Annotated in this window: 14 protein-coding genes; 9 read left to right on the top strand and 5 right to left on the bottom strand. The window is 69.5% G+C overall.

The genetic code is table 11. From position 1 onward, the window contains the following. Positions 1 to 25: 25 nt before the first annotated feature. From E5CHR_RS17750 to E5CHR_RS17735, 4 genes are read right to left on the bottom strand one after another with little or no spacing between them, the layout of a single operon-like run. Positions 26 to 511 carry a DoxX family protein gene (locus tag E5CHR_RS17750; protein WP_162581061.1) on the bottom strand — a complete coding sequence of 162 codons (486 nt, stop codon included), beginning with the start codon at positions 509 to 511 and terminating at the stop codon, positions 26 to 28. After that, positions 508 to 1,278: an HvfC/BufC N-terminal domain-containing protein gene (locus E5CHR_RS17745; protein ID WP_162581060.1), complete on the bottom strand. Its 771-nt coding sequence runs from the start codon at positions 1,276 to 1,278 to the stop codon at positions 508 to 510. Before E5CHR_RS17745 ends, E5CHR_RS17750 begins: the two co-directional genes overlap by 4 nt. After that, a complete protein-coding gene (gene bufB / locus E5CHR_RS17740) occupies positions 1,275 to 2,126 on the bottom strand; it encodes an MNIO family bufferin maturase (RefSeq protein ID WP_162581059.1) in 852 nt (283 codons plus the stop codon). The genes E5CHR_RS17745 and bufB overlap by 4 nt, the downstream gene beginning before the upstream one ends. A gap of 23 nt (positions 2,127 to 2,149) precedes the next feature. Next, positions 2,150 to 2,440 (bottom strand): BufA1 family periplasmic bufferin-type metallophore, encoded by a 291-nt coding sequence (locus E5CHR_RS17735; RefSeq protein WP_162581058.1) that lies wholly within the window; start codon positions 2,438 to 2,440, stop codon positions 2,150 to 2,152. A 158-nt stretch (positions 2,441 to 2,598) separates the two neighbouring features. Between E5CHR_RS17735 and E5CHR_RS17730 the strand changes: the two genes are divergently transcribed. Both E5CHR_RS17730 and E5CHR_RS17725 read left to right on the top strand, forming a co-directional pair. Then, a complete protein-coding gene (locus E5CHR_RS17730) occupies positions 2,599 to 3,171 on the top strand; it encodes a sigma-70 family RNA polymerase sigma factor (RefSeq protein WP_174255725.1) in 573 nt (190 codons plus the stop codon). Next, positions 3,168 to 3,809, top strand: a complete 642-nt coding sequence (locus E5CHR_RS17725) for a DUF1109 domain-containing protein (protein WP_162581057.1) — start codon at positions 3,168 to 3,170, stop codon at positions 3,807 to 3,809. The genes E5CHR_RS17730 and E5CHR_RS17725 overlap by 4 nt, the downstream gene beginning before the upstream one ends. 188 nt (positions 3,810 to 3,997) lie before the next feature. Here the strand turns inward: E5CHR_RS17725 and E5CHR_RS17720 are convergent, their stop codons facing one another. Further along, positions 3,998 to 5,518 carry a helicase HerA-like domain-containing protein gene (locus E5CHR_RS17720; RefSeq protein WP_162581056.1) on the bottom strand — a complete coding sequence of 507 codons (1,521 nt, stop codon included), beginning with the start codon at positions 5,516 to 5,518 and terminating at the stop codon, positions 3,998 to 4,000. 110 nt (positions 5,519 to 5,628) lie between these two features. Between E5CHR_RS17720 and E5CHR_RS17715 the strand changes: the two genes are divergently transcribed. From E5CHR_RS17715 to E5CHR_RS17685, 7 genes are read left to right on the top strand one after another with little or no spacing between them, the layout of a single operon-like run. Beyond that, positions 5,629 to 5,937 (top strand): phosphopantetheine-binding protein, encoded by a 309-nt coding sequence (locus E5CHR_RS17715; protein WP_174255724.1) that lies wholly within the window; start codon positions 5,629 to 5,631, stop codon positions 5,935 to 5,937. A 3-nt stretch (positions 5,938 to 5,940) separates the two neighbouring features. Then, positions 5,941 to 6,579, top strand: coding sequence for a hypothetical protein (locus tag E5CHR_RS17710; RefSeq protein ID WP_162581055.1), 639 nt, complete (start codon positions 5,941 to 5,943; stop codon positions 6,577 to 6,579). Further along, positions 6,576 to 8,282 (top strand): AMP-binding protein, encoded by a 1,707-nt coding sequence (locus E5CHR_RS17705; RefSeq protein ID WP_162581054.1) that lies wholly within the window; start codon positions 6,576 to 6,578, stop codon positions 8,280 to 8,282. Before E5CHR_RS17710 ends, E5CHR_RS17705 begins: the two co-directional genes overlap by 4 nt. Continuing rightward, positions 8,279 to 9,436 carry an acyl-CoA synthetase gene (locus E5CHR_RS17700; protein ID WP_232062102.1) on the top strand — a complete coding sequence of 386 codons (1,158 nt, stop codon included), beginning with the start codon at positions 8,279 to 8,281 and terminating at the stop codon, positions 9,434 to 9,436. The genes E5CHR_RS17705 and E5CHR_RS17700 overlap by 4 nt, the downstream gene beginning before the upstream one ends. Next, positions 9,414 to 10,004, top strand: a complete 591-nt coding sequence (locus tag E5CHR_RS17695; RefSeq protein ID WP_162581053.1) for a LolA-related protein — start codon at positions 9,414 to 9,416, stop codon at positions 10,002 to 10,004. The genes E5CHR_RS17700 and E5CHR_RS17695 overlap by 23 nt, the downstream gene beginning before the upstream one ends. Then, positions 10,001 to 12,394 carry an MMPL family transporter gene (locus E5CHR_RS17690; protein ID WP_232062101.1) on the top strand — a complete coding sequence of 798 codons (2,394 nt, stop codon included), beginning with the start codon at positions 10,001 to 10,003 and terminating at the stop codon, positions 12,392 to 12,394. Before E5CHR_RS17695 ends, E5CHR_RS17690 begins: the two co-directional genes overlap by 4 nt. Continuing rightward, positions 12,394 to 13,233: a polysaccharide deacetylase family protein gene (locus tag E5CHR_RS17685; protein ID WP_162581052.1), complete on the top strand. Its 840-nt coding sequence runs from the start codon at positions 12,394 to 12,396 to the stop codon at positions 13,231 to 13,233. Before E5CHR_RS17690 ends, E5CHR_RS17685 begins: the two co-directional genes overlap by 1 nt.

Here is a 13,233-nt window from a genome sequence, read left to right as displayed (position 1 = left end):
GCTGGCAAGCCGCGCGCCTGCGGCGCTAGCCGATGCGCAACATGCGGTCGAGCGACAGCGCACCACCGCCGCGCCCGACGAGATAGAGCAGCAGCGCCGCCCATGAGAGATGCGTGGGCCACGCGTCGGGATACACGAAGACCTGGATCACCAGCGTCATGCCCAGCAGCGCGAGTGCCGAGAGGCGAGTGAACAGACCCAGCACCAGCAGCATCGGGAACAGGTGCTCGGCGTAGGCCGCCAGATGGGCCGCGAGCTCGGGCGGCACGAGCGGCAGCTTGTACTCGGTGCGGAACAGCTCATAGGCGCTGGGGGTCAGCGTGAGGAAACCCTCGACCTTCGTGCGGCCCGATAGAAAGAAGATGGCGGCGATGCCCGCGCGCGTGGCGAGCGCCAGCAGGTCGTGCGAGACGAGGCGCGTGAGCCCCTCGGCGAGACGGTTCCAGCGTGCGCGGAGGCGGTGCGCGCCGTCCGTGGCAAGGGGGGCGGATCCGGCAGTGTTGGAGCTCATGGCGTGCTTTCAGGGAAAGGGTCGGAGAGGGTGCTGAAGGCACCGGCGCGCAGCAGGTCTTCGAGCAGCGTTTTCAGATCGCATTCGGCATCGAAGGCCAGGGCCTGCTCGGCGGCTTCGGCGAGTGACAGCCCGGCAGCGCAGGCATCGAGGAAAGCGCAGCCGGGCCGGCCGATGGCGCGCCAGGTCACCGCATCGGCAGGGCGCGTGAGGAGTGCGCCTTCCCCGGGCCAGGCGAGTTCTTCGTTTTCGCCCTGGGCGCTGCCGCGGTTGCGCGCCCAGATGCTGTAGATCGGCTGCTCTTCAAACCAGGCCCAGCGCGTTGCCGGGTGGAGGCGCAGCACCAGAGTCCCGAGCCGCTCGGGCCCCTGACTCGCCAGCCACGCCGCGTCGAGCGGTGGCGCGTTTCCGGCAGCGTGGACCTCGCGCCAAAGCGCATCGAGGCGTGCGACATCGGGCAGGTAGGGCAGCTCGGCGGCAGGCTCGAAACGCTGGAGGAAGTCTGCGAAGCCGTCGCCGTAGTGCAGCAGCCGTCCATCGCGGGGCGGGTTCGCCGCCGCATGCAGCGCGGCCGCGGCACGGAACCACTCACTGCCCACCAGCCGCGCAACGGCAGGGAAGTTGGCTTCGAGCGCATCGATGCAGCCCTTCATCACCGTGTTGCGATAGACCGCGAAGGCGGGCTGCGCGGCAAGCTGTCGCACGGCTGGGTCCGCCACTGTCTCAGGCGTGAACAAGGCCTGGGCGAAGGCGTCGTGAAAGCTCATGCCTGCTCCTCGGTGGCGCCGGCGCTCTCGTGCAACGCAGCCTCGGCGAGGCTGCGCTCCGCCATCAGCGTGTCGAAGGCCGGCAAGTTGCCATCGCGCTCGATCAGCGTGGGCCGCGCGCCGGCCCGCTCGACGAAGCGGCGATGGAGGCGCCAGACCTCGGGCGCGACCGGCGCGTCGTGCGAATCGATCAGCAGGGCCTCGCCCAGTGCCGGGTCCTGCGAATGGCCGGCGAGATGGATCTCGCTGACCAGCGCGGCCGGAAAGCGGTCCAGCCAGGCCTGCGCCGAGTAGCCCAGGTTGCGTGCCGACACATGGACGTTGTTGATGTCGAGCAGCAGCGTGCAGCCGGTGCGGCGCGCCAGCTCGGCCAGGAAGTCGATCTCGTCCCAGGTGTGGCCATCGAAGCGCAGGTAGTGGGAGGGGTTCTCGACGGCGATCGGCGTGGCCAGCGCGTCCTGTGTCCGGTGGATGTTCGCCGCGATGCGATGCAGGGCTTCGGTCGTGCGCGCGAAGGGCAGCAGGTCGGGAAAGTAGTGGCCGTTCCAGGTCGACCACGCCAGGTGTTCGGAGATCAGCGCGGGCCGGATGCGGTCGGCGAGCGCTGCCAGCCGGCGCAACTGCGCGGCATCGGGTTCGCTCTCGCCTGCGAGGGAGAGCGAGACGCCGTGCAGCGAGACGGGATGCCGTTCGCGCACCGCCTCCAGCCAGCCGAGCCGCGGCCCGCCCGCCACCATGTAGTTCTCGGGATGCACCTCGAACCACAGGCCCTCGGCCCGCGCCGACACCGCGTCGTCGTAGTGTTCGGCCTTGAGGCCGAGGCCGGCCGTGAGCGCAGGGGAAGGCATGGTGGACGGCGCGGCAAGATCGATCAGGACTTCATCGGCTCGAGCGAGCCCATGCCCTTGGGCGTCTTGATCGTGGTGCAGGTGCCGGCGGGCACGTTCTTCCAGGAGTTGCCCTGGTAGTCCACCTTCGAGGTGCCGGCGCAGGTGGTGCCGGGGCCGGCAGCGCAGTCGTTCTTGCCGGCCATCGAGACGCCGTAGCATTTCTCCATCTTGGCCATCTTGTCTGCCATCGGCTTCGTGTCCTGGGCGATGGCGGAACCGGCGGCGAGCGCGCCAAGGGCGAGGGCGGTGATGGCGAGGGGACAAGTGATCATGGAATGTGCTCCAGTGGTTGAGTGAAGATTTCAACTGCACCGTCCGGCGCAGTCGGTTTCTACTTCGCGGCCTTCGCAAGCCGGGTTACAGCGCGCGGCACAATCCGCCGGATTTTCTTTTTTTGCGCTGGCTGTAACCGGCGGAGCAGAAAGCACGAATGACCAGTGGCAGTCCGATGGCAAACAGCGATGCGGAGACGGTGCTGCACGAGCTGTTCGTGCGAGGCCTGGATGGAGATGCGCAGGCCTATCACGCCTTCCTGCAGAAGCTCAGCGCCCACCTGCGTGCGTTTCTGGCCAGGCGCTTGTTCGGCTGGCCCGATGAAGTAGAGGATCTTGTCCAGGAATGCCTGCTCGCCATGCACAACCAGCGCCATACCTACCAGAGCGACCAGCCGCTGACGGCGTGGGTGCATGCGATCGCGCGCTACAAGATGATCGACCTCCTGCGCGCCAAATCCGTTCGAGAGGCACTGCACGACCCGCTGGATGACGAGCTCGCCGTGTTCACGGAATCGGCCACCGAAGCCAGCGATGCGCGGCGCGACCTGGCCGGACTGCTCGATACCTTGCCGGACCGGCACCGGGTGCCGATCGTCCACGTCAAGCTCGAAGGCCTCTCGGTGGCCGAGACCGCGCGCCTGACCGGCATGTCGGAGTCGGCGGTCAAGGTCGGCATCCACCGCGGGCTGAAGGCCCTGGCATTGAAGATCGGAAAGTCCTCATCATGAAAACAGACGAGCTTGTGGCCTTGCTGGCGGCACGTGCGGAGCCGGTGCCGCGCCACGCCGCGGCGCGGCGCCTTGCGCTGGCGCTTGCGGCCGGCCTGCCGATCTCGATCGCGTTGATGGCCATCGAATACGGCGTGCGGCGCGACCTCGTGCAGACCATGTTCTGGCCGATGTTCTGGGTCAAGCTGCTGTTCCCGGCGTGTATTGCGGTGGCGGGCTTTGCGGTCGTTCAGCGGCTGGCGCGGCCCGGGGTGCGCGTGCGCGCCGGCTGGCTGGGGCTGGTCGTGCCGGTGCTGCTGCTCTGGACGATGGGACTGGCTGCCTGGCTGATGGCACCGACGGACGAGCGCGCGGCGATGGTATGGGGCCAGACCTGGCGCAGCTGCGCCTTCAACATTGCGCTGATCTCGCTGCCGGTGTTCGTGGCTTCGCTGGTGGCTCTCAAGGGCCTGGCGCCCACGCAGCCCGCGCTGGCAGGCGCGGCGGCCGGAGCAATGTCGGCAGGTGCGGGGGCCGCGGTTTATGCCTTGCACTGCCCAGAGCTGGCGGCGCCGTTCCTGGCGATCTGGTATGTGATCGGAATGGGGCTGCCGGTGCTGGCGGGGGCGCTCATCGGGCCTCGGTTGCTGCGCTGGTAAGACTCGCGGGCGAAGGCCAATTCCATCTCCCGCACGCCCGTATTGGGCATGGGCACACCCGATAGCGGTGTGAGATCAGGTGCTGCGCTCGGCTGCGTCCAGCATGGCCTCGTTGCTGAGTCCGTCCCGTCCCGAAACCAGACCTCCCTTGCCCCGGTTGGCGAGGTGATGTTCATGGGTACGACGCTTCACCGCCGCGTCTTGGCCCCGAAGATCCCGCCCAGCACCCCCCGCAAGATTTCCTTCCCCACCTGCGTCCCCATCGTCCGCATCGCCGATTTCGCCATGGTCTGCGCCAAGCCATCCCGCTTGCCGCCGCGCGGGCCGGTCGAGCCGAACAGGATTTCGTTGAGGCTGCCCATCACGCCGCCCGATTCGGCCGGCGCTGCGGCACCCGGCTTTCCGGCAGACGCAGGAGGCGCATCCGGTGCCGTCTCTGCGCGCCCCTTGAGCTTCTCGTAAGCCGACTCGCGGTCCACCGACTTCTCGTAGACGCCTGCCACCAGCGAGTTCGCAATCAATGCCTGCCGTTGTGCGGGCGTGATCGGCCCGATCTGGCTGCCCGGCGGCAGCACGTAGACGCGCTCGGTGATGCTGGGCCGCCCCTTGGCATCGAGGAAGCTCACCAGCGCTTCGCCCACCGCCAGCTCGGTGATCGCGGTCTCGATGTCCAGGCCCGGCTTCTGCCGCATCGTCGTGGCCGTGGCCTTCACCGCCTTCTGGTCGCGCGGCGTGAAGGCGCGAAGCGCGTGCTGCACGCGGTTGCCCAGCTGCGCCAGCACGGTGTCGGGAATGTCCAGCGGGTTCTGCGTCACGAAGAACACGCCCACGCCCTTGGAGCGCACCAGCCGCACCACCAGCTCGATGCGCTCGACCAGGGCCTTCGGCGCCTCGTTGAAGAGCAGGTGCGCCTCGTCGAAGAAAAAGACCAGCTTGGGCTGCTCGGGGTCACCGATCTCGGGCAATTGCTCGAACAGCTCCGACAGCAGCCAAAGCAGGAAGGTGGCGTAGAGCCGCGGCGAGTTCATCAGCTTGTCGGCCGCCAGGATGTTGACCACGCCCTTGCCACCTTCGGTCTGCATGAAGTCCGAGATATTGAGCATCGGCTCGCCGAAGAACTTGTCGCCGCCCTGGCTCTCGATCTGCAGCAGGCCGCGCTGGATCGCCCCCACGCTGGCGGCGCTGATGTTGCCGTACTCGGTGGTGAACTGCCCGGCGTTCTCGCCCACGTGCTGCAGCATCGCGCGCAGGTCCTTGAGATCGAGCAGCAGCAGGCCGTTGTCGTCGGCAATCTTGAACACCAGGTTCAGCACGCCGGCCTGGGTCTCGTTGAGGTTGAGCATGCGGCCCAGGAGCAGCGGCCCCATGTCGGAGACCGTGGCGCGCACCGGGTGGCCCTGTTCGCCGAACACGTCCCAGAGGGTGACCGGGCAGGCCATCGGCTGGGGCAGGTCGAGGCCCCGCTCCTTCAGGGTGGCTGCCATCTTGTCGCCGATGTTGCCCGGCTGGCTGGCGCCGGTCAGGTCGCCCTTGACGTCGGCCATGAAGACCGGCACGCCAATGGCCGAGAGCTTCTCGGCGATGGTCTGCAGCGTGACGGTCTTGCCGGTGCCGGTGGCGCCGGTGATCAGGCCGTGGCGGTTGGCGAGCCCCGGCAGAAGGGTGCATTCGGTCGTGTCGCGGCGGGCGATGAGGAGGGGTTCGGCCATGGGATGCTCCGGGTTGGGGACTGGCCGCAGTCTATCGAAGGCCCGTGGGGGTGCCTCCTATAATTCCGACCCCGTGCGATAGTTCATTCAAAAGCCCCCGGAGTCCCCTTTTGTCCTCGACCCAATCTTCCATTTCCGCCCTTGGCGATGCGCCCGAGCAATCCGCTCTGGAGAACGAGCTGGCCGTGCTTCTGGTCGAGTCGCTGAACCTCGAGATCGCACCCTCCGACATCGCGCCGACGGCGCCGTTGTACGGCGAAGGACTGGGGTTGGATTCGATCGACATCCTCGAGGTCGCGCTCGAGGTCTCGCGCAAGTACGGCTTCCAGCTGCGCTCGGACGACGAACGCAATCAGCAGATCTTCCAGTCGCTGCGCAGCCTCGCAGCCCACGTCGCCCAGAATCGCGGCGAATCCTGAGTCATGTCTCGATGGCGCATGGCGCTCCTGCTGCTCGCGGGGGTGGCCTATGCCGGGGTTTCCCAGTGGATGATGCTCTTTCATGCCGCCGAGCCCTGGGCGGTGGGGGTGCTGCTCGGTCCGCTGTGGCTGACGGCGCTGGGGCTGGCGGGCAGCCGTTTCGGTGCCTGGGGATTGGCGATCGCGGCGGCGCTCGGTGTGCTCGGTTTCGCGCTGGTGTTGCGCGGCGAGGCGGGCGACCCCAACCGGCTCTACATGCTGCAGCATGTGGGCATCAATGCGCTGTTGTGCGGCTGGTTCGGCAGTACGCTGCGGCGCGACCGGCTTTCGCTGATCGGCCAGTTCGCCGCACGCATCCACCCGCTGTCGCCCGGAATGCGCGAGTACACCTGGCGGGTGACCGGCGTCTGGACCGTGTACTTCGCGCTGATGGTGCTGGCCTCGGTGGCGGTCTATGCCACGATGTCCTTCGCTGCCTGGTCGGTACTGGCCAACCTGCTGACGCCCCTGATGGTCGGAGTCCTCTTCGTGGGCGAGTACCTGCTGCGCTACCGGCTGCATCCTGAATTCGAGCGCACCCGCCTGATCGACACGGTGCGCGCTTTCTACAGCGCGCCGGTCGACCCGGCCGCACGGCAATGAATGTGACTGGCCTTGATCTTCTTCCACTCCTGAGCGACCGCGATCCGGACGCGCCGCTCGCCTGGCGCGCCGGCGTGCCGGTGAGCGCGCGCGAGTTCCTGGCCGACGTGGCGCGCCTGGCGCCGCAGCTGCCCGAGGGCGGCCCGGTGGTCAACCTCTGCACCGATCGCTATGCCTTCGCGCTCGGGCTTGCAGCAGCGCTGGTGCGTGGCCAGGCGAGCCTGCTGCCTCCGGATGCGCGGGCCGATACGCTGGCACGGCTGGTGGAACCGGACGGCCGCACGTATGCGCTGCTGGACGACCCGCAGGTCGCGACCCCCGGTATGCCGCGCGTCCTGGTCGAGCACCGCGCCCCGCCCGACGCCTCGGGTGCGCATGACGTGGTACCGCAGATTGAGGCCGGCCTGCATGCCGTCAGCCTTCTAACCTCGGGCTCCACCGGTGCGCCCCAACCACATGCCAAGTCCTGGAGCACGCTGGTGGGCGATGTGGCCGCCGCGGTGGCCCGTCTGGCCGAGCTGCTCGGGCGTCCTTCGCTGGCCGGCCTGACGTTGGTGGCCACCGTGCCGGTGCAGCACAGCTACGGGCTCGAATCCTCTGCGCTGCTCGCGATGCTTGGCGGCGCCGCCTTCGACAGCGGCCGGCCTTTCTTCCCCGCGGACGTCGTCCAGGCGCTGGCCTCCGTGCCGCAGCCGCGCGCGCTCGTCACGACGCCCTTCCACCTGAAGACGCTGCTGCTCTCCGGCATGGCGCTGCCGCCGGTGGACCTGATCCTCTCCGCCACCGCACCGCTCTCGCCGCAGCTCGCGGCCCAGGCCGAGCAGGCGATGGGCGGCCAGCTGATCGAAATCTACGGCAGCACCGAATCGGGCCAGGTCGCGACCCGGCGGCCGACCCGCAGCGAGGTCTGGGAGACCTTCGGCGAAATCCGCGTGCATGCAGAGCATGACGACGCCGGGGCCGAGCGCTTCGTCTTCGAGGGCGATTTCGTGCCCGAGCCGACGCCCATGGCCGACGTGCTGGAGCTGCTCGACGACCGCCGCTTCCGCCTGCTCGGGCGCGCCAACGACCTGATCCACGTTGCCGGCCGGCGCAGTTCGCTGGGCTACCTCAACCACCACCTCAACAGCATTCCGGGCGTGGAAGACGGCGCCTTCTGGCTGCCCGACGACGTGACCGACGGCGTGGTGCGCCCGGTCGCCTTCGTGGTCGCGCCCACGCTCGATGCGCACGCCATCGTGGCTGCGCTGCGCGAGCGCCTCGAAGCGGTCTTCGTGCCGCGCCGCGTGGTGCATGTGAATGCCTTTCCGCGCGAGGGTACCGGCAAGTTGACGGTGCGCGCCTTGCGCGAGTTCGCACTGGCGCAACTGGCCGCGGACGGAACGCCGGTGCAGCTCACGCACGAGGTGCCCGCGGACCATCCCGTTTTCGCGGGCCATTTTCCGGGGCAGCCGCTGCTGCCCGGCGCCTTGCTGCTGTCCGAAGTGCTCGAAGCCGCCCGCCGCGTGCCCGCGCTGTCGGCGCGCCTGGGTCCACGGCCCACGCTTGCCGCGGCCAAGTTCCTGGCGCCTGTGCGGCCGGGCAGCCTGTTGCACATCGACCTCACGCCCGAGAGCGGCACCTCGCGTGGGCTGCGCTTCGAAGTGCGAGTGGCCGAGGTCGTCGCCGCCAGCGGCCGCTGGACTCCCGGTGGAGAGCCATGAGCCGCACGGCCGTCCCGAAGGCGAATAGCACCGCAGCCGAAGGCGAAGGTGTTCCAGTGAGCCGCACGGCCGTTCCGAAGGCGAATAGCACCGCAGCCGAAGGCGAAGGTGTTCCAGTGAGCCGCACGGCCGTTCCGAAGGCGAATAGCACCGCAGCCGAAGGCGAAAGCGTGCCCATCCGCGCGGCATCGCTGCGCGAAGCCGGCGATGCCAAATCGAGCCGAGCCGACTGGTCGCGCACGCCGGAGCGCAGCAACATGCTCGCGCTGCGTGTGATCTGCTGGATCGCGATTCGGTGCGGGCGACCGCTGGCGAGACTGGTGCTGCATCCGATCTGCCTGTACTTCCTGCTGTTCTCGCCCGCCCCGCGCCGGCACATCAAGCGCTATCTGTTCCGCGCCATCGGGCCACGGGCGGGCTGGTCCGATGGCTACAAGCTGCTGCACGCCTTCGCGTCGACCGTGCTCGATCGCATCTACTTCCTGCGCGGACGCATGGACCTGTTCGATGTGCGCGTGCATGGCAACGCGCCTGTGGAGGCCGAGGTCGCCGCCGGACGCGGCGCCTTCATGCTCGGCGCGCACATCGGCAGCTTCGAGGCCCTGGGCGCGTGCAAGCACCAGAGCGGACGGCCCAAGGACCTGCGGCTCGCGATGCTCATGTACCAGGACAACGCGCAGCAGATCAGCGCCGTGCTCGACGCCATCGCCCAGCCCGGCCTGCGGCCGCACATCATCGCGCTGGGTCGGCCGCACTCCATGCTGGACCTGCGCGACTGGCTGGACGGAGGTGGCCTCGCGGGCCTGCTGGGCGACCGCACCTTGCCGGGCCCGGAGGAAGCGGGCCAGCAGCGCGGCAACAGCATCGAGCTGCCATTTCTCGGGCATCCGGCACTGATCAACGACGGTCCGTTCCGGCTGGCCGCGCTGCTGCGGCGCAAGGTGTTCTTCATGGCAGGCCTCTATGTGGGGGGCGCGCGCTACGATGTCCATTTCGAGCCGCTGGCCGACTTCAGCGAACGGGTGTCCGACCCGGTGGAGCGCGAACGCCGCATCCGCGCTGCGCTCGAAAGCTATGTCGCGCGGCTCGAAGCCCTGTGCCGTGCCTATCCCTACAACTGGTTCAACTTTCATGACTTCTGGCAAGAAGATTGAGCGCTGGTCGCGCTGGCTGGTAGCCGCGCTGGCTTTCACTGCCTCCTCCGCCTGGGCTTTCGAACTGCCCGAGCTGATGGTCCTGCTCGCCCGGCAGAAGAACGGCGAGGCACGCTTCACCGAGCAACGCTTCGTGCGCGGCATCGAAGGGCCGCTCGACGCGAGCGGCACATTGAGCTTCCAGGCGCCGGATCGGCTCACACGGCGCACGCTCACGCCACGGCCCGAGACCATGACGGTCGACGGCAACACCCTGACCCTGTCGCGCGGTGGCCGCACCCGCACGCTGACGCTGGACAGCATGCCCGAGCTGCTCGGCATGGTCGAAGCCATGCGCAGCACCCTGAATGGCAACGTGCAGACCCTGCAGCGCTACTTTCGCAGCACGCTCACGGGCACGACCGACAAGTGGGCGCTCGACCTCGTCCCCATCGACGAAAAGCTGGCCGCCCAGGTGCGCTCGCTGCGCCTGACGGGCAAGGCGGGGGAGGTTCTCGGCGTCGAGATGGAATTCATCGGCGGCGACCGTTCGGTCATGGCCATCACGCCGGTGCGCGGCGCATCGTGAGCCGGCCCGAGGCAGCAGCTGCCGGCCGGGGGCGCCACGCGCTGGCCATCGTCATCTGGCTGCTGGCGCTGGCGGCGGGCATTGCGCTCATTGCACGCACGCATTTCAGCGCCGACCTCTCCGCCTTCCTGCCCGCAAGCCCCGACGAGCGGCAGCGTGTGCTGATCGAGCAACTGCAAAGCGGGATTGCCTCGCGTACCGTCTTCATCGGCATCGAAGGTGGCAAGGGTGCCGCACAGCGCGGGGCGGTGTCGCGCGCCGTCGCGGCATCGATGCGAGAGAGCAAGCTGTTCGACCAGGTGCAAAACGGCGAGACCGGGGACTGGAAGGAGGCCGGCACCTGGCTCTTCGAGCACCGCTATCAACTGTCGCCCGGCATCGCGCCCGGGCGCTTCACGGCCGAAGGCCTGCGCGATGCCATCGGAGACACCCTGTCGATGCTGGGCACCCCGGCCGGCAATCTCGTCAAGCCGCTGCTGGAGCGCGACCCGACCGGCGAGACCCAGCGCATCGCAGAGGGCCTCATCCCGGCGAGCTCGCCCCGCAGCGAGGAGGGCGTGTGGGTCTCGCGCACCGCGCCGCGCGCGCTGATCCTCGCCACCACCCATGCCGCCGGCAGCGACCTGGACGCGCAGGCGCAGGCCATCGCGCAAATCCAGCAGGCCTTCGATGCCGCCACGCGCGAAATGAGCGGCGCCGGTCCGCGCTTGCAGTTGACCGGCGCGCCCGTGTTCTCGGTGCAGAGCCGCGACCAGATCAAGCACGAGGCCATCCAGCTCGCGACCGTCGGCGGGATCGTGATGGGCGCCTTGCTGCTGCTCGCCTTCGCGTCGCCGCGCGCTCTCGTGGTGGCGCTGCTGCCGGTGGCCACCGGCGTGGTCGGCGGCACGGCAGCGGTAAGCCTGGCGTTCGGCGAGGTGCACGGCCTGACCATGGGCTTCGGCAGCACGCTGATCGGCGAGACCGTGGACTATGCCATCTACTACCTGATCCAGGCACGCGGCGCCGCGGTGCCGGGTACCGGGTGGATGCGCTGGCGCGAGATTCATTGGCCGACGGTGCGCCTGGGCCTGCTTACCTCGGTCTGCGGCTTCGCGGCCCTGGTGTTCTCGGGCTTTCCCGGCCTGGCGCAGCTCGGCGTGTTCTCGCTGGCCGGACTGATCGCCGCGGCGCTGGTGGCGCGCTTCGTGCTGCCGGTGCTGGCGCCCGACGGCGCGGCCGGCATGGGCATGCGGCGGCAGATGGCGCACATGGCCGGCCTGATCGTGCGGGCCCTGCCGCGGCTGCGCCTGGTGTTCGCCGGCCTCGGCATCGCAGCGCTCGGCCTGGTGCTTTGGCAGGGCGGCCAGCTGTGGCGCGCGGACCTGAGCGCGATGAGCCCGGTGCCCAAGGCGGCGCAGCAGCTCGACGAGGCGCTGCGCGCCGACATTGGCGCCAGCGACGGCGGCACGCTGGTGGTGGTGCGCGGCGCCGATGAACAGGCGGCGCTGCGCAACACCGAGGCCGCGGGCGCGAAGCTCGAGGCGCTGCTGGATCAGGGCGAGCTTGCCGGCTTCGAAAGCGTCACGCGCGTGTTGCCGAGCGAGGCGGCGCAGGCTGCGCGCATCGCCAGCCTGCCCGATGCCGGGACCCTGAAGGCGCGGTTGGCCGAGGCCACCCAGGGCCTGCCCTTGCCGGCCAGTCGGCTCGAACCCTTCCTGGCCGATGTCGAGAAAGCGCGCGGGCAGCCCCTGGTCCACCGCACCGATCTGGCCGGTGGCCCGCTGGATGCGGTCGCCAGCGCGCTGATGTTCGAACGCCCCGGCGGCGGCTGGTCGACGCTGATCGCGCTGCACCCGGGCGAGCGCTTCGACCCGAAGCGGCTCGAGGCCGCGCTTGCCGCGGTGCCCGAGGTGCAGGTGGTCAACGTGGGCGACGAGCTGCGCGGCCTCTACCGGCGCTACCTGCACGAGGCCTTCGTGCAGGTCATGCTGGGCGCGCTCGCGGTAGTGGTGCTGCTGGGCGCGTGGCTGCGCTCGGGGCGCCGGCTGCTGGCGGTGTGCGAACCGCTCCTGGTCGCCGTGCTGCTCACGCTGGGCGGCCTGGCCGTGCTGCAGGTGCCGCTGGGCATCCTGCACCTGGTCGGGCTGCTGCTGGTGGTGGCGGTGGGCTCGAACTACGCGCTCTTCTTCGACCAGCTGCGCGAGACCGGCCGCGCCGACGAGGACACGCTGGCCTCGCTGCTGCTGGCCAACCTGACGACGGTGGTGTCCTTCACGCTGATCGCGATCTCCGACATTCCGGCGCTGTCCGCCATCGGCCGCGTGGTCGCGCCCGGTGCGCTGCTGGCGCTGCTGCTGTCTGCCGCCTTCGCGCGGGGCCCGGCGCAGCCGTCCGCCGTGCGCGGCTGATGGGAAAATCGGCATCGATGTCGCAAACCCTTGATGTCTCCGGATCGTGGCCCTGGCCGCCGGTCGTGCGCGCCAGCGTCGGCTGGCACTTGGCGGCGCTCGCGGCGGCGCTCCTGGTGCCGGGCGCGTGGCCCTGGGCCATCGGCGCAGTGGTGCTGAACCATGTGCTGATCACCGCCGCGGGCCTGACGCCGCGAAGCAGCCTGCTGGGGCCGAACGTCACGCGGCTGCCGGCGGCATCGGCCGCGCGGGGCGAGGTCGCGATCACCATCGATGACGGGCCCGATCCCGAGGTCACGTCGCAGGTGCTGGACCTGCTCGATGCCCATGGCCAGCGCGCCACGTTCTTCTGCATCGCCGAGCGCGTGCGAGAGCAGCCGGCGCTGGCACGCGAGATCGTCGAGCGCGGCCACAGCATCCAGAACCACACGGCGCGGCATCGCCACACTTTCTCCTTTCTGGGGCCGCGCGGCTTTCATGCCGAGATAGCGCGCGCGCAGCAGCTGTTGCAGGAGGTGACTGGCGAGCGCCCCATCTGCTTCCGCGCCCCGGCGGGGCTGCGTAACCCGTTTCTTGCGCCGGTGCTGCATCGCCTGGGGCTGGTGCTGGTGAGCTGGACGCGCCGTGGCTTCGATACGCGCGAGCGCGATGCGGCCACCGTGCTCGCGCGCCTCACGAAGGACCTCCGTGCCGGCGACATCCTGCTGCTGCACGACGGCAACGCCGCGCGCACGTCCAGCGGGCGCCCGGTGGTGCTCGAGGTCCTGCCTCTCCTGCTCGAGCGCCTTCACGCCGACGGCTTGCGTGCCGTGACCTTGCCGCAAGCCCTGACCCCCTGA

Origin of the sequence: Variovorax sp. PBS-H4 (assembly GCF_901827205.1) — a bacterium.
GTDB lineage: Bacteria > Pseudomonadota > Gammaproteobacteria > Burkholderiales > Burkholderiaceae_C > Variovorax.
The sequence above is the reverse complement of the archived record's forward strand: the minus strand, read 5'-3'. Positions and strand labels throughout refer to the sequence as shown.